Source organism: Pseudomonas sp. PHC1, assembly GCF_046487845.1.
GTDB lineage: Bacteria > Pseudomonadota > Gammaproteobacteria > Pseudomonadales > Pseudomonadaceae > Aquipseudomonas > Aquipseudomonas sputi.
This window is the reverse complement of the sequence record NZ_JBJXHJ010000018.1, coordinates 92,823-114,693: the sequence shown is the minus strand read 5'-3', so window position 1 is coordinate 114,693 and position 21,871 is coordinate 92,823. Positions and strand designations below refer to the sequence as shown.

At 62.1% G+C, this 21,871-nt stretch carries 23 protein-coding genes; 10 read left to right on the top strand and 13 right to left on the bottom strand.

Going from position 1 to position 21,871, the window contains the following annotated elements:
- Positions 1–24 precede the first annotated feature (24 nt).
- From ACKJSM_RS20975 to gnd, 3 genes are read right to left on the bottom strand one after another with little or no spacing between them, the layout of a single operon-like run.
- Positions 25–834 (bottom strand): HAD family hydrolase, encoded by an 810-nt coding sequence (locus ACKJSM_RS20975; protein WP_236178500.1) that lies wholly within the window; start codon positions 832–834, stop codon positions 25–27.
- Entirely contained in the window at positions 831–2,354 is a 1,524-nt protein-coding gene (zwf, locus tag ACKJSM_RS20970; protein WP_410238707.1) for a glucose-6-phosphate dehydrogenase, read from the bottom strand. Before zwf ends, ACKJSM_RS20975 begins: the two co-directional genes overlap by 4 nt.
- Positions 2,351–3,331 carry a phosphogluconate dehydrogenase (NAD(+)-dependent, decarboxylating) gene (gene gnd, locus ACKJSM_RS20965; RefSeq protein WP_236178498.1) on the bottom strand — a complete coding sequence of 327 codons (981 nt, stop codon included), beginning with the start codon at positions 3,329–3,331 and terminating at the stop codon, positions 2,351–2,353. The genes zwf and gnd overlap by 4 nt, the downstream gene beginning before the upstream one ends.
- Positions 3,332–3,603: 272 nt before the next feature.
- Between gnd and ACKJSM_RS20960 the strand changes: the two genes are divergently transcribed.
- The 4 genes from ACKJSM_RS20960 (at position 3,604) to ACKJSM_RS20945 (ending at position 8,533) form a co-directional block, all read left to right on the top strand.
- Positions 3,604–3,786, top strand: a complete 183-nt coding sequence (locus ACKJSM_RS20960; RefSeq protein ID WP_236178497.1) for a DUF6026 family protein — start codon at positions 3,604–3,606, stop codon at positions 3,784–3,786.
- Between the two features lie 212 nt (positions 3,787–3,998).
- Positions 3,999–5,747 carry a phosphoethanolamine transferase CptA gene (locus ACKJSM_RS20955; RefSeq protein WP_410238705.1) on the top strand — a complete coding sequence of 583 codons (1,749 nt, stop codon included), beginning with the start codon at positions 3,999–4,001 and terminating at the stop codon, positions 5,745–5,747.
- A 147-nt stretch (positions 5,748–5,894) separates the two neighbouring features.
- The gene (locus ACKJSM_RS20950; protein ID WP_339488679.1) at positions 5,895–8,141 is read left to right on the top strand and encodes a TonB-dependent siderophore receptor; all 2,247 of its coding nucleotides are present in this window, start codon (positions 5,895–5,897) and stop codon (positions 8,139–8,141) included.
- Between the two features lie 185 nt (positions 8,142–8,326).
- On the top strand, positions 8,327–8,533 hold the full coding sequence (locus tag ACKJSM_RS20945) for a hypothetical protein (protein ID WP_085603949.1): 207 nt from the start codon (positions 8,327–8,329) through the stop codon (positions 8,531–8,533).
- A gap of 82 nt (positions 8,534–8,615) precedes the next feature.
- Here the strand turns inward: ACKJSM_RS20945 and ACKJSM_RS20940 are convergent, their stop codons facing one another.
- The 7 genes from ACKJSM_RS20940 to ACKJSM_RS20910 form a co-directional block, all read right to left on the bottom strand.
- Positions 8,616–9,113 (bottom strand): GNAT family N-acetyltransferase, encoded by a 498-nt coding sequence (locus tag ACKJSM_RS20940; protein ID WP_236178494.1) that lies wholly within the window; start codon positions 9,111–9,113, stop codon positions 8,616–8,618.
- 98 nt (positions 9,114–9,211) lie between these two features.
- Positions 9,212–9,793, bottom strand: a complete 582-nt coding sequence (locus ACKJSM_RS20935) for a DinB family protein (protein ID WP_410238704.1) — start codon at positions 9,791–9,793, stop codon at positions 9,212–9,214.
- A gap of 16 nt (positions 9,794–9,809) precedes the next feature.
- Positions 9,810–10,928: a cell division protein ZapE gene (gene zapE / locus ACKJSM_RS20930; protein ID WP_410238703.1), complete on the bottom strand. Its 1,119-nt coding sequence runs from the start codon at positions 10,926–10,928 to the stop codon at positions 9,810–9,812.
- Between the two features lie 22 nt (positions 10,929–10,950).
- Positions 10,951–11,292, bottom strand: a complete 342-nt coding sequence (locus ACKJSM_RS20925) for a nuclear transport factor 2 family protein (protein ID WP_236178491.1) — start codon at positions 11,290–11,292, stop codon at positions 10,951–10,953.
- Between the two features lie 51 nt (positions 11,293–11,343).
- Complete coding sequence (locus ACKJSM_RS20920) at positions 11,344–12,060, bottom strand: helix-turn-helix transcriptional regulator (RefSeq protein WP_115077845.1); 717 nt, start codon at positions 12,058–12,060, stop codon at positions 11,344–11,346.
- Between the two features lie 87 nt (positions 12,061–12,147).
- On the bottom strand, positions 12,148–13,107 hold the full coding sequence (speB, locus tag ACKJSM_RS20915; RefSeq protein WP_236178490.1) for an agmatinase: 960 nt from the start codon (positions 13,105–13,107) through the stop codon (positions 12,148–12,150).
- A gap of 26 nt (positions 13,108–13,133) precedes the next feature.
- Positions 13,134–14,225, bottom strand: coding sequence for a polyamine ABC transporter substrate-binding protein (locus tag ACKJSM_RS20910; protein ID WP_410238702.1), 1,092 nt, complete (start codon positions 14,223–14,225; stop codon positions 13,134–13,136).
- Positions 14,226–14,324: 99 nt separating this feature from the next.
- On the opposite strand from ACKJSM_RS20910, the gene ACKJSM_RS20905 reads away from it, so the two are divergent.
- The 4 genes from ACKJSM_RS20905 to ACKJSM_RS20890 all read left to right on the top strand — a co-directional run bounded on the left by ACKJSM_RS20905 (position 14,325) and on the right by ACKJSM_RS20890 (position 17,942).
- Positions 14,325–15,224, top strand: coding sequence for a LysR family transcriptional regulator (locus ACKJSM_RS20905; RefSeq protein ID WP_410238701.1), 900 nt, complete (start codon positions 14,325–14,327; stop codon positions 15,222–15,224).
- A 99-nt stretch (positions 15,225–15,323) separates the two neighbouring features.
- Positions 15,324–16,790: a nucleobase:cation symporter-2 family protein gene (locus tag ACKJSM_RS20900; protein WP_085667096.1), complete on the top strand. Its 1,467-nt coding sequence runs from the start codon at positions 15,324–15,326 to the stop codon at positions 16,788–16,790.
- 70 nt (positions 16,791–16,860) lie between these two features.
- Positions 16,861–17,334: an LEA type 2 family protein gene (locus tag ACKJSM_RS20895; RefSeq protein ID WP_007957522.1), complete on the top strand. Its 474-nt coding sequence runs from the start codon at positions 16,861–16,863 to the stop codon at positions 17,332–17,334.
- A gap of 50 nt (positions 17,335–17,384) precedes the next feature.
- Positions 17,385–17,942: a GNAT family N-acetyltransferase gene (locus ACKJSM_RS20890; protein WP_339488642.1), complete on the top strand. Its 558-nt coding sequence runs from the start codon at positions 17,385–17,387 to the stop codon at positions 17,940–17,942.
- Here ACKJSM_RS20890 and ACKJSM_RS20885 read toward each other — a convergent pair.
- Complete coding sequence (locus ACKJSM_RS20885; protein ID WP_236178486.1) at positions 17,932–18,855, bottom strand: carbon-nitrogen hydrolase family protein; 924 nt, start codon at positions 18,853–18,855, stop codon at positions 17,932–17,934. The genes ACKJSM_RS20890 and ACKJSM_RS20885 overlap by 11 nt on opposite strands.
- 84 nt (positions 18,856–18,939) lie before the next feature.
- On the opposite strand from ACKJSM_RS20885, the gene ACKJSM_RS20880 reads away from it, so the two are divergent.
- Positions 18,940–19,854 carry a LysR family transcriptional regulator gene (locus ACKJSM_RS20880; RefSeq protein ID WP_236178485.1) on the top strand — a complete coding sequence of 305 codons (915 nt, stop codon included), beginning with the start codon at positions 18,940–18,942 and terminating at the stop codon, positions 19,852–19,854.
- Here the strand turns inward: ACKJSM_RS20880 and ACKJSM_RS20875 are convergent, their stop codons facing one another.
- Complete coding sequence (locus ACKJSM_RS20875; RefSeq protein ID WP_236178484.1) at positions 19,855–20,109, bottom strand: hypothetical protein; 255 nt, start codon at positions 20,107–20,109, stop codon at positions 19,855–19,857.
- A 153-nt stretch (positions 20,110–20,262) separates the two neighbouring features.
- Here ACKJSM_RS20875 and ACKJSM_RS20870 point away from each other — a divergent pair, with 153 nt between their 5' ends.
- The gene (locus ACKJSM_RS20870) at positions 20,263–20,580 is read left to right on the top strand and encodes a YqjD family protein (RefSeq protein ID WP_236178483.1); all 318 of its coding nucleotides are present in this window, start codon (positions 20,263–20,265) and stop codon (positions 20,578–20,580) included.
- 57 nt (positions 20,581–20,637) lie between these two features.
- Here the strand turns inward: ACKJSM_RS20870 and ACKJSM_RS20865 are convergent, their stop codons facing one another.
- Positions 20,638–21,669 (bottom strand): Ldh family oxidoreductase, encoded by a 1,032-nt coding sequence (locus ACKJSM_RS20865; protein ID WP_236178482.1) that lies wholly within the window; start codon positions 21,667–21,669, stop codon positions 20,638–20,640.
- Between the last annotated feature and the right edge of the window lie 202 nt (positions 21,670–21,871).

Below are 21,871 nucleotides of genomic sequence, written 5' to 3'. Positions count from 1 at the left end.
GGCTCCCGTTTTTTTATGCATGAATCAGCGCGGCAAAATGTATTTCTCGATGGCCTGCGCCACCCCGTCCTCAGTGTTCGGCCCGGTGACCACATCGGCCTGACGCTTCACCGCGTCCTCTGCCTGGCCCATGACGATCGACAGACCGGCAACATGGAACATCGCCGGATCATTGCCACCATCGCCGATCGCCGCCGTCTGCGCCAGCGGCACGCCCAGGTGTTCAGCCAGCGTGACCAGCGCCGAGCCCTTGTTGGCCTCAAGCGCCGTCACGTCGAGGTACACCGGTTGCGAGCGCGACACCTGTGCCCGCCCTTCGACCTTCGGCAACAACTGTGCCTCCAGTTCGATCAGCAGGTCGGTGTTGTGGCTGGTCGCCACGATCTTGTCGATACGCTCCAGATACGGCTCGAAGCTCTCCACCACCACCGGCGGATAGCCGAGCCCGTGCTGCTCGCGCGGCACCATCGGCCCGTGCGGATCCTTGAGCAGCCAGTCGCCGCCGCTGAACACCCAGATCTCGACGTCCGGCTGATCGGCGAACAGCGCCAGTGCAGTCAGTGCTGCCGTGGCCGGCAGGTAATGAGCAACCAGAATGCTGCCGTCCGGATTGACGATGGTGCCGCCGTTGAACGCCGCCGTCGGCAGATCGACGCCCAGGGCTTCGATCTGTTGCAGCATGGCTTTGGGCGGACGCCCCGTGGCAAGGCTGAACAGCACGCCCGCTTCACGCAGCGAACGAACCGCGTCGATGACGCGCTGACTCAAGCTGTGATCGGGCAGCAACAGCGTGCCGTCCATGTCGCTCAACAGAAAACGGATCGGCTCGCTCATCCGAGACCATGCCAGACGCGACCATCGCGAGTCAGCAGGTCATCGGCAGCTTTCGGCCCGTCTTCGCCGGCGGCATAACTCTGCACACTCGCATCCTGTTGCCAGGCGTCGAGGAACGGTTGCACCGCACGCCAGCCGTTCTCGATGTTGTCAGCGCGCTGGAACAGCGTCTGATCACCGGTCAGGCAGTCGTAGATCAGGGTTTCGTAGCCGGTGGACGGCTGCATTTCGAAGAAGTCCTTGTAGGCGAAGCCCAGCTCGATGTTGGCCATGTTCAGCGCCGGCCCCGGCCGTTTGGCCAGCAGGTCGAACCACATGCCTTCGTTGGGCTGGATCTGGATACGCAGGTAGGTCGGCTGCAATTCGTCGACCTCGGTATCCCGGAACTGCGCATACGGCGCCGGTTTGAAGCAGATGACGATTTCGGTGTCGCGCACACTCATGCGCTTGCCAGTGCGCAGGTAGAACGGCACGCCGACCCAGCGCCAGTTGTCGATCATCACTTTCAGCGCCACGTAGGTTTCCGTGGTGCTTTCGGGGGAGACGTTGTTTTCATCGCGATAACCGGCGACCGGTTTGCCAGCGACTTCGCCGGTGCCGTATTGGCCGCGAACCGAGTTTTCTCGCGCTTCCTCGGTGGTCCAGGGGCGGATCGCGCCGACTACCTTGGCCTTCTCGCCCCGCACCGCATCGGCGCCGAACGCGGCCGGCGGCTCCATCGCCACCATGGCCAGCAACTGAAACAGGTGGTTGGGCACCATGTCCCGCAGGGCGCCCGTGTGTTCGTAGAAACTGCCACGGGTTTCAACGCCGACGGTTTCGGCAGCGGTGATCTGCACGTGGTCGATGTAGTGGTTGTTCCAGAAGGCTTCGAACAGGCTGTTGGAGAACCGGCTGACCAGAATGTTCTGCACGGTTTCCTTGCCCAGATAGTGATCGATCCGGTAGATCTGCTTTTCCGACATGACCTTGAGCAGGCAGGCGTTCAACGCCTCGGCGGTTTGCAGGTCGGAGCCGAACGGTTTTTCGATCACCACCCTTCTGAAGGCTTGCGGGGTTTCTTCGAGCAACCCGGCGCTGCCGAGACGACGTACCACTTCGCTGAAGAAACGTGGCGCGGTGGCCAGGTAGAACACCGCATTGCCAGTGCCGCTGTCGGCGATTTTCGCCGCCAGGGCTGAATAAGTGCTGTCGTCCAGGAAATCGCCCTGGACGTAGCTGATGCCTTTGGCGAGCTTGGCCCACAAGGCCGGATCAAGCATCTGATCGCCCTTGCCGACCTTGGCTGCCACTTCGGTGCGGATGAAGTCTTCGAGCTTCTGCGCGAAGGCTTCATCGGTGATGGCGTTGTGGTCAACGCCAACGATCCGCAAGCCATCATCCAGCAGGCCGTCGCGACTCAGGTTGTACAGCGCCGGCATGAGCAGGCGCTTGACCAGATCACCGTGGGCGCCGAACAGAAACAGCGTGGTCGGTGGTGCGGGTTCTGCCTTGGATTTCCTGCGGATCGTATGGGTCATTTCTTCGCAGTCTCCACATGGCCGCCGAAGCCGAAGCGCTGGGCCGAAAGAATCTTGTCGCCGAACGTACCCTGGCCGCGGGAGCGGTAGCGCGAGAACAGCGAGTTGGACAGCACCGGTACCGGCACCGCTTGTTCCATGGCCGCTTCAATGGTCCACTGGCCTTCGCCGCTGTCCGCCACGGAGCCCGAGAAGCCGTCGAGTTTCGGGTCGCTGGCCAGCGCATCGGCGGTCAGGTCCAGCAGCCAGGACGACACCACGCTGCCACGACGCCAGACTTCGGCGATGTCGGCTACGTTCAGGTCGAAACGCTGATCTTCCGGCAGGCGCTCGCTGGACTTGGTCTTGAGAATGTCGAAGCCTTCGGCGAAGGCGGCCATCATGCCGTACTCGATCCCGTTGTGAATCATCTTGACGAAGTGACCGGCACCGGCGGGACCGGCGTGGATGTAGCCGTGCTCGGCACGGTGATCATCGGACTTGCGGTCCTTGGTGCGCGGGATGTCGCCCATGCCCGGCGCCAGTGCGGCGAACAGCGGGTCCAGACGCTTAACGGTCTCGGCATCGCCGCCGATCATCATGCAGTAGCCGCGCTCCAGGCCCCAGACGCCGCCGGAAGTGCCGACGTCGATGTAGTGCAGGCCCTTCTCGGCCAGGGTTTTGGCCCGGCGGATGTCATCTTTATAGTTGGTGTTGCCGCCATCGATGATGGTGTCGCCCGCCTCGAGCAGATGGCTCAGGGCTTCGATGGTGTCTTCAGTCGGTGCGCCGGCCGGCAGCATGACCCATACCGCACGCGGCTTGGCCAGGCCTGCGACCAGTGCAGGCAGGTCGGCGACGCCGGTAGAGCCCTCGGCGGCCAGGGTGTCGACAAAGGCGGTATTGCGGTCGTAAACAACGGTGGTGTGACCGTTGAGCATCAGACGTCGCGCAATATTGCCGCCCATGCGGCCCAGTCCAATAATCCCGAGTTGCATGTGCTGATGCTCCTTACTACAAATAAAAGTGTGTCAAAGGTATAGCCCAACGCGACTAATGGAGGTTAGTCCAGAGCGTCGGGTTGAAGTTTCCGTGCATTGTGCCCGATCCAGACTGATAACGTCTGGAAACGTGCCGAAGACACAACGACCATGAAAAATAAAAAAGTTCCATTCGCGAGCAAAAGAAATCAAAATCGGCGCCGATAGCAGATCAAGGCTCGAAAACGGAGCTGATCTGCAGTTGAGACACGCCATTTGCGAGGTGAGCAATGGGCACAGTACACACAGCAATGCCGCCACAAACCCTGTACGTCACCATCCGTCGTGACGAACTGCGTCAGTTGAAAGACGAACGCGATCAGCTCAAACAGGAACTCGCACAATTGCGCCTGCTGACCCAGGGCGCCGAGTCACAGCCCTTGCCGCGCGTGCAGCGTTCGCCCCACGCCTGATCTCCCCGCCCGCTTCGGGAGCGGCCATCGCCGTTCCCGACAGGCTGCACCTCCCGCCCTTTTCGGCAACTAACAAAGTTTTCACACTGGTGTGTTGATACTCCGGCGCATTCTGGCCGTGCGTGTCTGCGCATGGCCGCCGTTCGTCGGGTTCATGCGCCGGTTGCATGAGGCGCCCGGCGGTGGATGTGACGACTGAGCTGGAGTGCTGAATGGCGGTGTTCAAACGCAGCAATACGACTGCGACAGGTTTCGACTGGGCCGGGTTGATCTGGCTGTTCGTGTTCTTCTGGTACTTCTCCGGTATCACCCAACTGCTGATCCAGTTGACCGGCACCTCAGGGTTCACCGGGTTCCGCCAGGCCTTCGTGATGAGCGCCGTGTGGCTCGCACCGATGTTGTTGTTCCCCAATCGCACCCGTCTACTGGCCGCGCTGATCGGCGTGGTGTTGTGGGCCTGCTCGATGGCCAGTCTGGGTTACTTCTTCATCTACCAGCAGGAATTCTCCCAGAGCGTGATCTTCATCATGTTCGAGTCGAACGTGTCCGAAGCCGGCGAGTACATGACCCAGTACTTTGCCTGGTGGATGGTTCCGGCGTTCCTCGCGCACACCGCGTTCGCGTATTTTCTGTGGACCCGCCTGCGTCCGGTGTACCTGCCCCGTGGTCGGGCACTCGTCGCCGCCATGGCAATCCTGGTGGCCGTGATCGGTTATCCGCTGGTCAAACAGACAATGCGCACCGGCAGCTTCGCCCAGGGCTTCGAGAAATTCGAAACCCGCATCGAGCCGGCCGTGCCGTGGCAGATGGCCGTGGCTTATCACCGCTATCAGGAAACCCTGGCCGACATGCAGGGCATGCTGCACAGCGCGAGCAAGATCCCGCCGCTGAAAAACCTCAAGGACTCGGGCGCCAATCAGCCGGCGACCCTGGTGCTGGTGATCGGCGAATCCACCAACCGCCAGCGCATGAGCCTTTACGGTTACCCGCGTAAAACCACGCCGGAACTGGACAAACTCAAGGATCAGCTGTCGATTTTCGACAACGTCATCACCCCGCGCCCGTACACCATCGAAGCGCTGCAACAGGTGCTGACCTTTGCCGACGAAGAAAACCCGGACCTGTACCTGTCCACCCCGTCGCTGGTCAGCATGATGAAACAGGCCGGCTACAAGACCTTCTGGATCACCAACCAGCAAACCATGACCAAGCGCAACACCATGCTCACGACCTTCTCCGAACAGGCCGACGAGCAGGTGTACCTGAACAACAACCGCAACCAGAACGCCGCGCAGTACGACGGCGACGTGATCGAGCCGTTCAACAAGGCCCTGGCCGATGCGGCCCCGCGCAAGCTGATCGTCGTGCACCTGCTCGGTACGCACATGAGCTACCAGTACCGCTATCCGCCGAGCTTCGACAAGTTCCAGGACCGCAACGGTGTTCCGGCCGGCGTGCGTGACGATCAGGTGCCGACCTACAACAGCTACGACAACGCGGTGTTGTACAACGATTTCGTGGTCTCGAGCCTGATCAAGGACTACGCCAAATCCGATCCGAACGGCTTTTTGCTGTACCTCTCCGACCACGGCGAAGACGTCTTCGACTCGGTGGGCCACGGCACTCTGGGGCGCAACGAAAACAAGCCGACGGCGCCGATGTACACCATTCCATTCATGGCCTGGGCGTCGCCGAAGTGGCGTGAAAACCACGACTGGAGCTTCGCCGGGGATCTGAGCCGCCCTTACAGCAGCTCGCACCTGATTCACACCTGGGCGGACCTGGCCGGTTTGAGTTTCGATGAGCTGGATCGCAGCAAGAGCCTGGTCAGCGCCAGCTTCAAGCCGCGTCCGCTGCTGATCGGCAACCCTTACGAACGCGAACAGCGGGCCTTGATCGACTTCAGCCTGATGAAGCCAAAAAAAACCGCCGCCAGCGTCACAGAGGTGGTACAGAAATAATCAGAAAAGGGCCGGAAACGGCCCTTTCTTCATACTGATGAAACATCTGCAAATAACAATATTTCTCGTTTGACACTAAATCGCCCTGCTCGCCTTCGTCTTTGAGCAAACGGATTTTTTTCCCTCAAAGACAAGGAGCCGGCTGCGATGTTCGCGCCCATCACCCGTTCCATGACCCTCACCCTTGGCCTGTGCAGTGTTGCATTGAGCCCGGACCTGCTGGCTGAAACCGACACAGAACATCAATCGCCCGCCACTGCGCCGGCCCTGGAGCTGGCCTCCACAAGTGTCACGGCCCAAGGCCTGGGCAACACCACTGAAAACACCCACGCCTACACCACCGGCGCCATGAGCACGGCTACGCGGTTGAACCTGTCGATCAAGGAAACCCCGCAATCGGTGTCCGTGGTCACCCGTCAACAGATGGATGACTTCAAGCTCGGTACATTGTCCGAGGCCATGAGCCAGACCACCGGCATCGTGGTCCAGCACAACGATTCGGATCGGGTCAGTTATTCGTCCCGCGGCTACTCGATCAACAATTTCCAGATCGACGGGATGCTCAACACCTTCCAGTACATGAAGTCCGATTCGGACACCATCATCTACGATCGCATCGAAGTCGTGCGCGGCGCCACCGGCCTGACCACGGGCGCAGGCGATCCGTCGGCGACCATCAACATGGTGCGCAAACGCCCGACCGCACAATGGCAGGCTCAGGCCGGTGCGAGCGGCGGCAGCTATGACGATTACTACAGTTACGTCGATGTCGGCGGCCCGCTGGCCTTCGACGGGCGCCTGCGCGGGCGCAGCGTGCTGGCCTATCGCGACCAGGGATCGTTTCGCGACAAATACGCCCTGCAACGGGAAGTCGGCTACGGCATCCTCGAAGCAGACCTGACCGACTCTACCGTGCTGGCGGTCGGCTACGACTATCAGGACAAACAGGTGCAAGGCTCCTCGTGGGGCACTTTGCCCTACTGGAATGCCGATGGCAGCAAGGCCAGCCTGGGGCGCTCGACCAACATGGCGACGTCCTGGAGCTCCTGGCCGCTGCGCGACAAGACTGCGTTCGCCACCCTCGATCAGACCCTGGCGGGCGACTGGCACCTGAAAGCCGCCTACACCCACCGCAAAAGCGACACCGACGGCAAGGTCTACTACGCCGGCGCCGGTTTCCCCGAGCCCGATCGCAGCGGCATGACTGCCTACACCTCGCACATGATCGGCCCGCAGCGCATGAAGGCGTACGACTTCAACCTGTCCGGCCCTTACTCGCTACTGGGTCGCGAACACCAGTTGATGGTCGGTTATGGCGAAGCCGAACGCAGCTCCAGCTCGCCCTATACCGTAGACGGAGCCGTTGCACGCGACTACAGCACCATCCGCGACTGGAAGTACATGGGCGACATCGCCAAATTCCCGGACACGGTGACCGGGCTCACCAGCGCCAAGGACAGCACGGAGCAAAAAGCAGGTTACCTGGCCACCCGCCTGAGCCTGACGGACGACTTGCACGCCGTGCTCGGTACCCGATATGGCAGCTGGAAGGCATCGAAGACCGCCAACACCTTCGACGACAACCTGCAACTGGAAAGCGTCGATGCAAGCCGCCAGCAACACAACGACATGTGGACGCCCTACGCCGGCCTGCTGTACGACCTGACGCCCGAGTACACCGTTTACGTCAGCTACACCGACATCTTCAAGCCGCAGACTTACCGCGACGCCAATCGCAAGTTCATCGAGCCGATCGTCGGCAGCAACTATGAACTCGGGCTCAAGGGCAGCCTGCTGGACGAGCGCCTGAACCTCGCCACCGCCATTTTCTGGAGCAAGCAGGACAACGTGGCCGAAGTGGATGACTCGGTTCCGCCGGATCCGGTGACTCTGGAGGAGTTCTACAAATCCGGTGGCAAGGGCAACAAGGTCAACGGTTTCGAAGCCGAGGTCTCGGGCGAGATCCTCGACGGCTGGAACATGACCGCCGGTTACACCTACACCCACTCGGTCAACGGCGAGAAACAGCGCAGCAACACCAATCAGCCGCTGAACCTGTTCCGCCTGTCCACGGCCTATCGCCTGCCAGGCAACTGGAATGCCCTGACCGTGGGCGGCGCGGTGAACTGGCAAAGCGACGTCTACGGCAACGCCAATCGCCCGGTCGGACGCAACGCCAATGGCCGGATCATCACCGAGCGTGCGCGAATCAGTCAGGACGCCTACACGGTGGTGAAATTGATGTCGCGCTACGAGTTCGACAAACACCTGTCCGCGTCCCTCAACGTCGACAACCTGTTCGACAAGAAGTATTACGACAACGTCGGCTTCTACAACGGCGTGTTCTGGGGCGATCCGCGTACCGTGACGCTGAGCCTCGACTGGAAACTCTGACCCCCTTCCCTTACGACCTGCACGCAGCATTCACGCGTGCAGCGTTCGTCCGGTACGCCGTGGAAACACCCGGTAAAACCTACACTGAACGAGCGTTAACCTCTCGTTAATGCCCTCGACGGACACTGCGCCCCGAGGCTTAGATTCATGGACGAACGGCTCCGACATTTTTCGTAGGAGGCACCATGAAAACCACGACTGCAATCCTTGCCGGTCTACTCACCCTCGCATCCGCCAGCGCATTCGCCGAAGGCGGCGCCGAGCGCATGAGGCATTACTGGGCGAACTTCCCGGTTCATTCCGCACAGAGCCAGCAGGCTGAGGCGAAGACCAACGAACTCAAGGTCCCGGACGACCAGACCGCCCAGGTCACCGAGTCCTATCGCCCTTGAGCGAACGCTTTACCGATGGACCTGCGATGGCTCAGCTCTGGCCCCGCAGATGACAGTTGGGCGCCCTTTTCGGGCGCCTTTTTTATGCCGGCAGATCCTTGATCCAGAACAGCATGCGCCCGTGACTGGGGTCGAACATGCCCGGCGCAAAACCGAATTTGGCGTAGGAATTCTGCGCCACGGCGTTGCCTTCAAGCACTTCCAGGGTGATCTTGCAGCAACCACGCTGACGGGCAATGTCCTCGACCTTGCGCAGCATTTTCTGACTCAGCCCCAGACCGCGAAACTTTGTCACCACTGACACGTCGTGCACATTGACCAGCGGCTTGCAGGCAAACGTGGAAAACCCTTCAAAGCAGTTCACCAACCCTGCCGGCTCACCGCCGACGAACGCCAGGACGCTGAACGCGTGGGGCCGTTTGGCCAGTTCGGCGGGCAGTTGCTGCAACAGTTCAGGGGCAATCGGATGGCCGCCGCCCATCGGGTCTTCGGCGTAATGATTGAGCACCACACCGATGGCCTCGGCATGCACCGGGTTGGTGTAACTGGCTTGAAGCACAAGAATTTCTGCGGAATCCATTTCCTTCCTCGATCGCACGGGGCCCCGGCGCGTTTGATACGCACTGAAAGGCTCAGCGACCTTAGCGCGAGGCAGGTCCCGGCGACAACCCGACGTTTTCAGTGGCCCCAGATAAGCTCTTCGGTCCAGCCCAGCTCGGCGAAATCCTCGGCTCGCAAACCGGACTCGCCGGCGCAGAAGAACTCGTCCAGTTGCGGCGGTTTTACCGAGGTGCCGCTGAGCATCGCGTGGACCTGGCCACGGTGGTGGATCTGGTGTTCGAACAGGTGCGAGATCATCCGCAGACGGCTGTCGTGCTGCGGCGTATCGCGGGCGATGGTGACGATGCGCCCCAGATCGGCATCGCGCAGTTGCTCGCAGTAGGCGATCAAGCGGCGGTCGACATGCGCCTGTTCATGGCGCAAGGCCTGCGTCTCGGTGAAGGGTTCGTCAGCATTGAAGAACACGTAGCAATCGGGATGCGGCTCGTCACCGCGCAACTCGCGTTCCAGCGCGTCGACGTAGAACCCGTCGCAGGTGAGGATGTGATTGAGGGTCAGGCGGATGCTCGGGAAGAAACTCACCCGTGGCGCGGCCAGCTCCGTGTCGTCGAGCTGGCTCCAGGCCTTGGCCAGTCGATGGTTGGCCCAGGCATTCTGATAGGCCATGGTCAGCAAGTGGTGGGACAGGGGCTGAGTCATGTGGCGCCTCCGTGTGTCAGGTTTCGGCGAAGCGTTGCAGCTGCATTTCCTGCAAGCGGCTGAGGGTCCGGCGGAACGGGAATTCCAGATAGCCCTCGGTGTACAGCGCGTCCATCGGCACTTCGGCCTCGATGTACAGCGGCACCTTGCGGTCGTAGCACTCGTCGACCAGCGCGATGAAGCGGCGCACGCCGTCGTCGTGCACGGACAGTTGCGGCAGTTCGCGATCGCCGGCCACCACCCGTTCCGCGCCGTCCTCGGTGCCACGGGCAATCCGCCCCTCGCGTTTTTTCGCGCTGAGGTTCGGCACCTCGCTCAACAGGATAGCCCGGTAGGTGTCGCACAGCGCGATGAAATCCATGGCGGCGAACGGTTGCTCGCACAGGTCGGCGTAACGGCACCACAGCACCGAATCACTGGCCTGCACCACGTTCAAGGCGCGGTAACCGACCGGCACTGTTTCGTCACTGACGGTTTGCCCGGTGGTCAATGCGTCGAACACCTGGCTCAGCGCGCTACCCTGCCCCGCAGAGGCAACCCAGTAACGCTGCTCGATGGCGCCGGGATGCAAGCGGTGATCTTGCGCGCCATTCACCGCGACCACTTGCATGTGCTGCTTGATCGCGGTGATCGCCGGCAGGAAACGATCGCGGTTGAAGCCGTCAGCATACAGCTGATCCGGCGGCAGGTTGGAGGTGCAGACCACCACCACGCCTTCATCGAACATCACCTGAAACAGGCGCCCGAGAATGATTGCGTCACCGATGTCATTGACGAACAGCTCATCAAAACACAGCACCCGCACCTCGGCCGCCAGCTCCCGGGCCAGGGCCCGCAATGGATCGGCGATCCCGGTCAGTTGAAAGGAACGCTGGTGCACCCAGCCCATGAAGTGATGAAAGTGCTGCCGCCGCGCCGGCACCCGCAGGCTTTGATGGAATTGATCCATCAACCAGGTCTTGCCGCGCCCGACCGGCCCCCACAGGTAAACGCCGGTGACCGAACGGGCACCGGCGTGCAGGGCTTCATGGCATTTTTGCAAGGCCCAGACTGCGTGTTCCTGGGCTTCATCCTGGATGAAGCCCTTGTGGTCGACGGCGTACTGCCAGGCGCTCAGGGGGGAGTCGAAAGTCATGCGCGGCAGTATGCCACGACGGCTACAGGGAAATATCCAGCCGAGCGATTTTGCCCTGTTCGTTGAGCCGGAACGTGTAGCGCAGCTCCAGCGGACTGCCGGGGAACGTTCCGGAGATCAGCCCTTGCACCAACACCTTGCCGGTGCGCTGTTGGACGCCGAGCACTTCGACCCGTGGCTGATAGCGCTTAGCAGTGTCTTGCATCCAGTCGGCGATGGCCTGCGGGCCGACCTGATGATGGCCTTCATCGAACACATGGGCATCCTCGGCAAAAAAACTGCCGACCCGGGACGTATCGCGAGCATTGGCGGCGTTGATGTACTCAACGATGGCCGGGGCGAGTATCGAGGTGGGATGAAACATGAGTGCAGCTCCTTTTTTCGGGTTCTGTCGCCATCCTAGAACAGCCCTGCGTCAGTTCCTGTCAGGAGTGAAGCGCCCGTTTTCGTCCAGTTGCATCTGCCGCTGCCAGGTGCGCAAGAGGTCGCTGCGACGCCCCGGATAGCGCTCGCCCTGCAGGCTGGCGGCGGCAATCCGGTCGGTGCGAAAGGTGCGATAGGCGCCGCGCAATTCACACCACGCGACGATGATCCGCACCTCGTTGAGAAAGCCCAGCGCCAGCGGCCAGATCAATCGCTGGCTCTGCACCTGCTGCGCATCGGCGTAATCGATATGCAGCTTGGCCTGATCGCGGATCGCGTGGCGGAACACGTTCAATGGCACCGCGTTTTGCGGAAAGCCATAACCTGGCGGCCCGGGCATGACGGTCGGATTGCGCAGTGCTTCCTGGGCCTGCGGGTCCAGCACCGCAGCGATCTTCGCCAAGGCATCCGCCGCCGCCTTGCTCAGCACCTCGTCACCGCGCTGATCGACATAGCGCAAGCCCAGCACGATGGCTTCGGTCTCGTCGGCGTTGAGCATCAACGGCGGCAGAAACAGACCGCTGCGCAACACGTAACCGATGCCCGCCTCGCCATGGATCGGCGCGCCGAGTGCGGTCAATTCGGCGATGTCGCGATAGAGGGTACGCTCGGAGATCTCCAGCTCGGACGCCAGCGTCGCCGCAGTCACCGGGCGTTTCTTGCCGCGCAGCACTTGCAGCAGGGTCAGTAGACGTGTGGTTCGCGACACGGTGTGAGGCTCTGGACAGAAAATTTGCCGGAGCTTAGCAGAGCCAGGTGTCAGAAATTGTCAGGAGCTTTCACCAGGCTCAAAGGGTCACACGTCGACTTTATGCCTGGCCGCGTACAGGCACAGCATCTCCATCGCCAGGGTTGCCGCTGCCAGCGATGTTACGTCCGCATGGTCATAGGCCGGCGCCACTTCCACCACGTCCATGCCCACCAGATTGATCCCGCGCAGGCCGCCAAGGATCTCCAGCGCCTGCACCGTGCTCAGGCCGCCGCACACCGGGGTGCCGGTGCCCGGGGCAAAGGCCGGGTCGAGGCAATCGATGTCGAATGTCAGGTACACCGGGTTGTCCCCGACTCGCGCCCGAATGGCCTCGACGATCGCTTCGCAACCCCGCCGATGCACCTGCCGCGCGTCCAGCACCTGAAAGCCCTGATGATCGTCATTGGTGGTGCGCAAACCGATCTGCACCGAACGCGCCGGATCCACCAGCCCCTCCCGCGCCGCGTGCCAGAACATGGTGCCGTGATCGACCCGTTTGCCGCCCTCGTCCGGCCAGGTGTCGCTGTGGGCGTCGAAGTGAATCAGCGACAACGTGCCGTGCTTGCGCGCATGGGCCTTGAGCAGCGGATAGCTGATGAAGTGGTCGCCACCGAAGGTGAGCATCGCGCTGCCGGAACCGAGAATGTGCTCGGCGTGGGCCTCGATGCTTTCCGGGACGGTGTGCGGCGAGCCGTAATCGAAGTCGCAATCGCCGTAGTCGATCACCGCCAGATGATCGAACGGGTCGAACGTCCATGGCCAGTGCCGTTCCCAGGCAATCCCGGTGGATGCCGCACGAATCCCGCGCGGCCCGAAACGCGCGCCCGGACGGTTGCTGGTGGCGGTGTCGAACGGCACACCGCTGACCGCCACGTCCACGCCGCGCAGGTCGCGGCTGTAGCGTCGGCGCATGAAACTGGTGATTCCGGCGTAAGTGCTTTCGGCAGCGGTGCCATAAAGGCTGTCACGGGTCAGGGCCTGATCGTTTTGCATGGGCACGTCCATCGGTGTGTTCCTGTTGTTATGAAGGGCTATTGGCGGCTGCGGAAAGTGGTCCACAAGCGGGTGCGCTGGCGCATGTCCTTGAGGCTCATGCTGCGGTCGGCGTACAGCCGCTCGCGCACGTCGGGTTTCGGGTAAATGTCCGGATCGTTGCGCACCGCTTCATCCACCAGCGGCATGGCGGCCTGGTTGGCGGTGGCGAAAAACAGCGTGTTGGTCAGCGCCGCCACGGATTCGGGGCGCAACATGAACTCAATGAAGGTGTGTGCGGCTTCGGGGTGCGGCGCGTCTTTGGGGATGGCGAGGTTGTCCTGCCACACCAGCGTGCCTTCCTTGGGAATCCGGTAAGCGACCTCAAACGGCTTGTTGGCCTTGCGCGCCTGATCGGCCGCCATGCTCGCGTCACCGTTGTAGGTCAGCGCCAGGCAGACGCTGCCGTTGGCCAGATCATTGATCTGTCGGCCGGTGGCGACGTACAGCACCGAGGGCTGCAACGTCTGCAACAAGGCTTCGGCGGCGGCCAGATCGGTCTTGTCGGTGCTGTAGGGATCTTTACCGAGGTAGTGCAGCGCCAGGCCGATCACTTCCTGCGGCGAATCGAGAATCGCGATCCCGCAATCCTTGAGCTTGCTGGCGTATTCGGGCTTGAACAGCAGATCGAGGCTATTGAGCGGCACATCCGGCAGCCGCTGCTTCACAGCTTCGACGTTCATGCCCAGCCCGAGCGTGCCCCAGGTGTACGGCACGCCGTAGCGGTTGCCGGGATCGACCGCCGCCAGTTTTTCCAGCAGATCGGGATCGAGATTGGCGTAACCCTTGAGCCCTTCGTGGGGAATTTCCTTGAGCGCTCCAGCGGCCAGACCTCGGGCCAATACGCTGGACGAAGGCACCACCACGTCATAACCGCTGCCGCCGGTGAGCAGTTTGGTTTCCAGAACCTCGGAGGTATCGAAGGTGTCGTAGCGCACGTGGATGCCGGTTTCCTGTTCGAAGCGCTGCAAGGTTTCAGGCGCCACGTAATCGGCCCAGCTGTAGAGATTGAGCGTTTTCTCTTCGGCCTGGGCGGCGATGGAGACGGTAAGCAACAACGCGGGCAAACACAGCTTGAAGACGGGAGCCATGACGAACACCTGACCGAAGGAAGTGGTGGCAGGATGCGCCGTCGGATACATTCGAAAAATATCAAGTTTATTAACCTGACTTTATGCCGGAGTAATGTGATGCTCGGTCAGCTCCACGATGTCGATCTTCAGCTGCTGCGGCTGTTTCTCGGCGTGGTCGAATCCAACGGTTTTAGCGCTGCGCAAGGTGAACTGGGGCTCAGCCAGTCGAGTATCAGTCAGCAAATGGCCAAGCTGGAAACCCGCCTAGGCTATCGGGTGTGCAACCGGGGCAAGGGTGGTTTCAGCCTGACGCCCAAGGGCGAGCAACTGTTGATTGCCGCCCGGGCGCTGTTCGATTCGATCGAAACCTTCCGTCATCAATCCAACGGCGTCGCCGGACGCCTGATCGGCGAAGTGCGCTTGGGCCTGTCGGAAGCGGTCGACCAATCGGTGCTGCAACGGGTGGCCGAGGCGATCCGGCGCTTTCGCGAGCGGGACGAATCGGTACGCATCGAGCTGATCAGCGCCATGCCCGGCGAAATGGAGCGCCTGCTGTTGCAACAGCGGCTGGATCTGGCCATCGGTTACTTCTCCCAGGTGCAGAGCGCGTTCGACTACCGCGAGCTGTTCAGCGAAACCCAGCATCTGTATTGCGCGTCCGGCCATCCGCTGTTTACCGACGAGGCACCCGATGATGGGGCGTTGCAGGCCTGCGACCGGGTCGATCACCCCTACAGGTTCCTGCGCAGTGACGAGCCGTTTCAGGGCAAGGTCTGCTCGGCGCGCTCGGAACAGGTCGAAGGCACTCTCGCCTTCATCCTGTCCGGCAAGCACGTCGGCTATCTGCCCAGCCATTACGCCCGCCAGTGGCAAGACAAAGGCCTGCTGCGGCCGGTGCGCGAAGGCGAGTTGAGCTTTGACGTGGCGTTTCATCTGGCCCGGCATCGGGCGCAGGTGCCCGGCGATGCACAGAAGGCTTTTGAAGAAGATCTGCTGTCAGCCTTTGGTCGAACCTGACCTTTTGGGCAGTTTTAATGCGTTGCCCTCGCCCCTCGCTTACGGCATCCTACGCACCCATTTTCCGACCCGGCCCCGCATTGCGGCACGCACACCACCATGACCGTCTCTGAAAAAGCCCCGCGCAACAACGATCTGATCTACGGCCTCAACGACCGTCCGCACTTCACCGCAACGGTGTTTGCCGCCCTGCAACACGTGCTGGCCAGCTTCGTCGGCATCATCACCCCGACCCTGATCATGGGCGGCGCCCTCGGCCTGCAAAGCGAAATCCCGTACCTGATCAGCATGGCGCTGTTCGTCTCGGGCCTCGGTACCTTCGTTCAGGCCAAGCGCTTCGGCCCCGTCGGTTCGGGGCTGCTGTGCCTGCAAGGCACCAGTTTTTCCTTTATCAGCGTGATTCTCAGTGCAGGCTTTATGGTCAAGGCCCGGGGCGGCGGCACCGATGAAATCCTGTCGACGATCTTCGGCGTGTGCTTCTTCGCCGCGTTCATCGAAGTGGTGCTGAGCCAGTTCATCGGTAAATTGCGCATGCTGATCACCCCGGTGGTGACCGGCACCATCATCACCCTGATGGGCCTGTCGCTGATCAAAGTGGCGATGACCGACATTGCCGGCGGCTTCGGCGCGGCGGATCTGGGCGCGGCCAGCCATGTATTTCTGGCGGCGCTGGTGCTGGGCACCATCGTGGTGTTGAACCGGGTGGACGTGCCGTTCCTGCGGTTGGGCGCAATCGTCATCGGCCTGACCCTCGGCTACGTGGTGGCGTGGCTGATGGGCACGGTGGACTTCGCCAATCTGCCAGAAGTGCCGGTGGTCAGCGTGCCGGTGCCGTTCAAGTACGGCTTCAACTTCGACTGGGTGGCGTTCGTGCCGGTGGCGGTGATTTTCCTGGTATCGCCGCTGGAAGCGGCCGGTGACCTGACCGCCAACTCGATGATTTCCCGGCAGCCGGTCAAAGGCCCGCTGTACATCCGCCGGATCAAGTCCGGGCTGCTCGCCGATGGCCTCAACTCGGCCATGGCGGCGGTGTTCAACAGCATGCCGATGGTGACCTTCGCCCAGAACAACGGGGTGATTCAGCTCACCGGCGTGGCCAGCCGTTACGTGGCGTTCTTCATCGCCGGCCTGTTGGTGCTGCTGGGTCTGTTCCCGATGATCGGCGCGGTGCTGCAACTGATGCCGAAGCCGGTGCTCGGCGGCGCAGAGCTGGTGATGTTCGGCACCGTGGCCGTGGCCGGCATCAAGATCCTCGCCGAGGCCGGCCTGCATCGGCGCAACATGCTGATCGTGGCGATTTCCGTCGGCATGGGCCTGGGCATTGCCGCCGTGCCGGAAGTGCTGCGCGAACTGCCGCAGGCGCTGCGCAACATTTTCGAATCGCCGATCACCGTCGGCGCGCTGTGTGCGATCGTGCTGAATATCTTCCTGCCGGAAGAATTCATCGAACTGGAAGAAGATGACTTCGACCCGGAAGCCTCTATTCTTCAGGTCATGGAAAACCCCGACCTGCCGGCCAAAGCTGAACCCGCCGCGCCGGCCGCTGTCGCACAGTTGAACCGTTGATCCTGTCCGCTCGATGAAAAAAGGGCTGATACCGGCAACGGTTCAGCCCTTTTTCAATGAGAGAGCATCAATGCGCCGCCTTCAAGCCGTCATCCTGTCCCTGCTTCTGCTCTCCCTCAGCGCCTGTGCGCTGTTCCCCAACCGCGACCCGGTGAACATCAACGTGGTCGGCCTCGAACCACTGCCGAGCCAGGATCTGGAAGTGCGCTTCGCGATCAAGCTGCGGGTGCAGAATCCCAACGAAACGCCCATCGACTACAACGGCATCGCGCTGGATCTGGAGGTCAACGGCCACTCGCTGGCGTCGGGTGTGAGCGATCAGAGCGGCTCGATTCCACGCTTTTCCGAAACCATCGTCAGCGTCCCGGTGAGCATTTCCGCGTTCTCGGTGTTGCGCCAGACCCTGGGCCTGAGCCAGACCCAGACCCTCGACAATCTGCCCTATGTGCTGCGCGGCAAACTGGCGGGCGGGTTGTTTGGCACGATGCGGTTTGTCGACACCGGCAAGCTGAGTTTGCCCAGGGCCAGTGCCGCAACCTGGTAAAGATGCGGTAGCCTGCACCGCCCACTGTCAGAACATGGAAGTCGTGGTTTATGCAAGACACTCCCACGCTGTACACCGAACGGCTGATGTTGCGCCCGCTTGAACTCGCGGATGCCGACGCCATCCAGGAGCATTTTCCCCACTGGGAAGTGGTGCGGTATCTGAACGTCTTCGTTCCCTGGCCTTACCCGGACGACGGCGCCCTCACCTACCTGCGCGACATTGCGCTGCCCGCCGTTGCGGCCGGCAAAGAGTGGCACTGGACGATCCGCCTCAAGTCGGCGCCAGAACAGTTGATTGGCAACATCAGCCTGATGGACGAGCCGGACAACCACCGTGGGTTCTGGCTCGCCCCGGCCTGGCAAGGTCGGGGCTTGATGACCGAAGCCAGCGACGCCGTGACCCGGTACTGGTTCGAAACCCTCGATCAACCGTTGATGCGCGTGCCCAAAGCCGCACCGAACCTTGGCTCGCGAAAGCTATCGGAGCGCACTGGCATGCGCTTGATCCGCACGGACGAGGACAACTTCGTCGGCGGCCGCTTCCCGCGGGAGATCTGGGAAATCACCCGCGAAGAATGGCGGCGCCGACAATCCGTCAAACCGTGAAACGCACCCCCGGTTTCGCCCGCTCATCGACGCTCAGCTCAAACACATCCGGCCGCGCATAGTGGCCGACCACGTCGTAGTCGTAGCGGGCGCGGACCAGTTCGGCGGTGTCGATTTCAGCGGTGAGCAGCCCGGCCTCGCCGCGCAACGGCCCGGCCAGCACGTCGCCCATCGGCCCGACGATCACGCTGCCACCGGCGATCAACGGTCGATCCGCCGGCCAGTTGGCGATCTCCACGCCCAGCTCATTCGGCGAGGCCTGCACCTGACAGGCGCTGACCACAAAACAGCGCCCTTCGTGGGCAATGTGGCGCATGCTCACCTGCCACATCTCGCGCTCATCCACAGTCGGCGCGCACCAGACCTCGATGCCCTTGGCGTACATCGCCGTGCGCATCAGCGGCATCATGTTTTCCCAGCAGATCACTGCGCCGAGCTTGCCGACCTGGGTGTCGAGCACCGGCAGCGTCGAGCCATCGCCCTTGCCCCAGATCAGCCGTTCGGTGCCGGTGGGCATCAATTTACGGTGCTTGGCCACCAGGCCCGCCTGCGGGTCGAAATACAGCGCGGTGCAATGCAAGGTGCTGCCGGCCCGCTCGATTACGCCGATCACCAGGTTGGCACCGGTGCGCGCCGACAGCCCGGCCAGCGCTTCGGTTTCCGCCCCCGGTACATCGATGGCATTGGCGAAATAACGGGCGTAGGCCTCGCGACCTTCCGGCAAGCGATAACCCAGCTGCGTGCCGAACCCCTCGCCTTTCGGGTAACCGCCGAGCAAGGCTTCGGGCATCACCACCAGCGCTGCACCGGACTCGATGATCGCGGTTTCCCAGCTCAGGATCTGTTCCAGGGTTTCAGCCTTGCCACCGGGCAAGGCACCGATCTGCAGCGCGGCAACGATTGATTTGGGCATGGTGGTCACTCCGTGAAGTTCAGGTGTTGCTCATTCTCCGGCGCCACGGGATCATGAACAAAGACCGATCCACTGCTGAATGATATGAGCCAGATGAATATCGCAACCGTCGACCTCAACCTGCTGAAAGTCTTCGAAGCCCTGCATGAAGAGTCCAGCGCCAGCCGCGCAGCGTTGCGTCTGGGCGTGACCCAGTCGGCGGTCAGCGCAGCCTTGCGCCGGTTGCGCGAGGTGTATGGCGATCAACTGTTCGTGCGCACCGGCCGGGGGCTGGCCCCGACCCTCAAGGCCAACCAGTTGAAACCGGTGGTCAGCGATGCGCTGAACAAGTGCCGGCAAAGTCTGGCCATGGTCGATCCGACCGCCCATCACTACGAAGGACGCTCGGTCACTGTGGGCCTGTCGGACGATTTCGAAATCGCTTACGGCCGACGGCTGATCGAGGAAATCGCCCGCCGCGCACCGAAACTGCGGCTGATCTTCCGCCAGACCCACAGCCAGATCGTCGCCCGGGCGCTGATGGAGCGCAGTATCGACCTGGCAATCACCGCCGGCGGATTTGCCGAGCGGCTGCTCAGTCGTCAGGTGTTGGGCGAAGGGGGTTATGCGTGTCTGGTGGATCCGGCGAGCCTGGCGCCGGGCCAGCAGCAGATCGATCTGGAGGAATTCGTCACCCGCGAGCACCTGCTGGTGTCGTCGGGCGGTTTTATCGGGATCACCGATGAAGGGCTGGCGGCGCTGGGCCGGACTCGCCGGGTCTGCGCCTCGACCACGCATTTCGCGGCGTTGCCGCACCTGCTCAAGGGCAGCGATGCGGTGGCGACCATTCCGACCCACGCGGCGCAGGCCATTGCTTCAATGAGCGGGCTGGCGCTGCTGCCCTGCCCGCTGGCGCTGCCGCGTTACCCAATCGAACTGGGCTGGCGCACCAGCACCCAGATCGATCCGGTGGTGCTGACGGTGCGCGAAGCGATTGGCGCCAGTTTCAGAGCCGAGTGATTACTTGTTGGCCGCCATCAGGCGATTGACTTCACTGCGCACCATGTTGGCGAATTCCGGCGGCGACATGCCGTCCAGTTCGGCGCGCACGAATTCGGCCCATTTGCCCTTGCGCTTGGCGCGCTCGCCGAACAACCGCGCGGCTTCACCCTTGGCTTTGCCCAGATTGTTCTGCCAGAGTTCGAACAGTCGGGATTTTTCATCTTCCAGCGCGGCGCGCTCTGCGAGGGATTTGTCGGCCAGATTGAAACTCATCGGGAATTACCTGCTGCATGAAATGGCGACATCTTACACGCTGGACGGAAACCTCTGACGCTGGTTTTTGCTCCGGATGGAAAATCGCTGCAACTTTTCAAGTCGCGCCACACTCCATTGTTCACTGTCCATTCACCTGCAAGGAGTCACCCAATGGCCCGGAAAACCGCCGTTCAAGCCGCCGAAGAACAAATCAAGGACCAGGCCTTCAGCGAACTTCAGGCGCTGATCGAAGAGTCGGAAAAACTGCTCAAGAGCAGTGCCTCACTGGTCGGCGAGGAAGCGGAGACCCTGCGCGGGCAAATCGCCCAGAAATTGCAGCAGGCGCTGGATTCGGTCACCCACGTGCGTGATCGCACCAAACCCGCGGTAGACGCCACCGAGAGCTACATCGGCGGGCACCCGTGGCAGACCGTGGCGATCTCCGCCGGTTTCGGTCTGGTGGTCGGATTGCTGCTTGGTCGCCGCTGAGCGTGAACCAAAAAGGCGAGCCCTCGCAGGCTCGCCTTTTTCATGTCCGGCAAACACTCATTCGCCGGCCAGTTCTCGCAACTGTGACAGGGTCTGTTGATCCAGCTCGATTCCTTTGGCCAATGACTTGGCCCGCTGCAAATGCCGCCGATCTCCCGGCAAGCGCTTGAGCCCTACCCCGTGCATCTGCCGCACAAGTTCCTGACTGCGTTCGGCAAAGCTTTGTCCGGCGGTCTTGCTCGGGTCGATGACGATCAGCAACTGACCGGTCCACGGGGTTTTGGCCCCCGGATGGTTCTTCCAGTCGAATTCGAACGAGAAATTGCCGCCGGTCAGCGCAGCGGCGAGCAGCTCGACCATCATCGACAGCGCCGAGCCTTTGTGCCCGCCAAACGGCAGCAACGCGCCGCCTTCCAGAATCGCTTTCGGGTCGCAGGTCGGCTGGCCGAGGCTGTCGACGCCCATGCCCGCCGGCAGTTTGTCTCCCTTGCGCGCGGCGATCTGCACGTCGCCATGGGCAATGGCGCTGGTGGCCAGGTCGAACACGATCGGCGCACCATCGGCCCGGGGCGCGGCAAAGGCGATCGGGTTGGTGCCGAACAATGGCCGGTCGGCGCCGTGCGGCACCACGCAGGTCATGCTGTTGACCACACTCAGCGCCACCAGGCCTTCGTCGGCGAAAGGCTCGACGTCCGGCCACAACGCGGCAAAGTGATGGGAATTGCGGATCGCCAGCACCGCGATCCCGGCGCTGCGGGCCTTTTCCACCAGCAGAGGCCGTGCAGCCGCCAGCGCAGGTTGAGCAAATCCATTGCCGGCATCGACACTGACAAATCCTGAAGCCACGTCTTCGACGTTCGGCACGGCCTGACCGTTGACCCAGCCGCTGTTGAGCGTCGAGACATATCCGGGAATCCGGAAAACCCCGTGACTGTGGGCGCCGTCCCGCTCGGCAGCGGCGCAATTGGCGGCCAGCGTTCGGGCGACTTCGGCCGAGGTGCCGTGACGGGTGAAAATCGTTTCCAGCAGTTGAGTCAGCTCGTCCAGGGACACCGTGGACGAGACCGCATGATCGTGAGGCGCAGACATCTGAAGCTCCAGAATAATTATTGGAGGGAACAACAGCGAACGGACAACCCGCAACCGGATTAACCACATGCAGCCGGCAACCTGTCAACCCTGGCATGCGCAACGACCCGGACGCGATATGTATTTACCACCGGCACCAGGCAGCGTTTTTTTAGCCTTGGGTTTCGATCTATCCACGCGTGCAAACGCCCTTATCGAGACT

Bases quoted from the DNA above. Each gene is read 5' to 3' on its own strand.
- ACKJSM_RS20945 (WP_085603949.1), top strand. From the start codon at position 8,327: ATGAAAACCACGACTGCAATCCTTGCCGGTCTACTCACCCTCGCATCC.
- ACKJSM_RS20890 (WP_339488642.1), top strand. From the start codon at position 17,385: ATGCAAGACACTCCCACGCTGTACACCGAACGGCTGATGTTGCGCCCG.
- ACKJSM_RS20885 (WP_236178486.1), bottom strand. From the start codon at position 18,855: ATGCCCAAATCAATCGTTGCCGCGCTGCAGATCGGTGCCTTGCCCGGT.
- zapE (WP_410238703.1), bottom strand. From the start codon at position 10,928: ATGACTTTCGACTCCCCCCTGAGCGCCTGGCAGTACGCCGTCGACCAC.
- ACKJSM_RS20905 (WP_410238701.1), top strand. From the start codon at position 14,325: ATGCTCGGTCAGCTCCACGATGTCGATCTTCAGCTGCTGCGGCTGTTT.
- zwf (WP_410238707.1), bottom strand. From the start codon at position 2,354: ATGACCCATACGATCCGCAGGAAATCCAAGGCAGAACCCGCACCACCG.
- ACKJSM_RS20865 (WP_236178482.1), bottom strand. From the start codon at position 21,669: ATGTCTGCGCCTCACGATCATGCGGTCTCGTCCACGGTGTCCCTGGAC.
- speB (WP_236178490.1), bottom strand. From the start codon at position 13,107: ATGGACGTGCCCATGCAAAACGATCAGGCCCTGACCCGTGACAGCCTT.
- ACKJSM_RS20880 (WP_236178485.1), top strand. From the start codon at position 18,940: ATGAGCCAGATGAATATCGCAACCGTCGACCTCAACCTGCTGAAAGTC.
- ACKJSM_RS20975 (WP_236178500.1), bottom strand. From the start codon at position 834: ATGAGCGAGCCGATCCGTTTTCTGTTGAGCGACATGGACGGCACGCTG.
- ACKJSM_RS20955 (WP_410238705.1), top strand. From the start codon at position 3,999: ATGGCGGTGTTCAAACGCAGCAATACGACTGCGACAGGTTTCGACTGG.
- ACKJSM_RS20875 (WP_236178484.1), bottom strand. From the start codon at position 20,109: ATGAGTTTCAATCTGGCCGACAAATCCCTCGCAGAGCGCGCCGCGCTG.
- ACKJSM_RS20950 (WP_339488679.1), top strand. From the start codon at position 5,895: ATGTTCGCGCCCATCACCCGTTCCATGACCCTCACCCTTGGCCTGTGC.
- ACKJSM_RS20925 (WP_236178491.1), bottom strand. From the start codon at position 11,292: ATGTTTCATCCCACCTCGATACTCGCCCCGGCCATCGTTGAGTACATC.
- ACKJSM_RS20910 (WP_410238702.1), bottom strand. From the start codon at position 14,225: ATGGCTCCCGTCTTCAAGCTGTGTTTGCCCGCGTTGTTGCTTACCGTC.
- ACKJSM_RS20940 (WP_236178494.1), bottom strand. From the start codon at position 9,113: ATGGATTCCGCAGAAATTCTTGTGCTTCAAGCCAGTTACACCAACCCG.
- gnd (WP_236178498.1), bottom strand. From the start codon at position 3,331: ATGCAACTCGGGATTATTGGACTGGGCCGCATGGGCGGCAATATTGCG.
- ACKJSM_RS20870 (WP_236178483.1), top strand. From the start codon at position 20,263: ATGGCCCGGAAAACCGCCGTTCAAGCCGCCGAAGAACAAATCAAGGAC.
- ACKJSM_RS20935 (WP_410238704.1), bottom strand. From the start codon at position 9,793: ATGACTCAGCCCCTGTCCCACCACTTGCTGACCATGGCCTATCAGAAT.
- ACKJSM_RS20900 (WP_085667096.1), top strand. From the start codon at position 15,324: ATGACCGTCTCTGAAAAAGCCCCGCGCAACAACGATCTGATCTACGGC.
- ACKJSM_RS20895 (WP_007957522.1), top strand. From the start codon at position 16,861: ATGCGCCGCCTTCAAGCCGTCATCCTGTCCCTGCTTCTGCTCTCCCTC.
- ACKJSM_RS20960 (WP_236178497.1), top strand. From the start codon at position 3,604: ATGGGCACAGTACACACAGCAATGCCGCCACAAACCCTGTACGTCACC.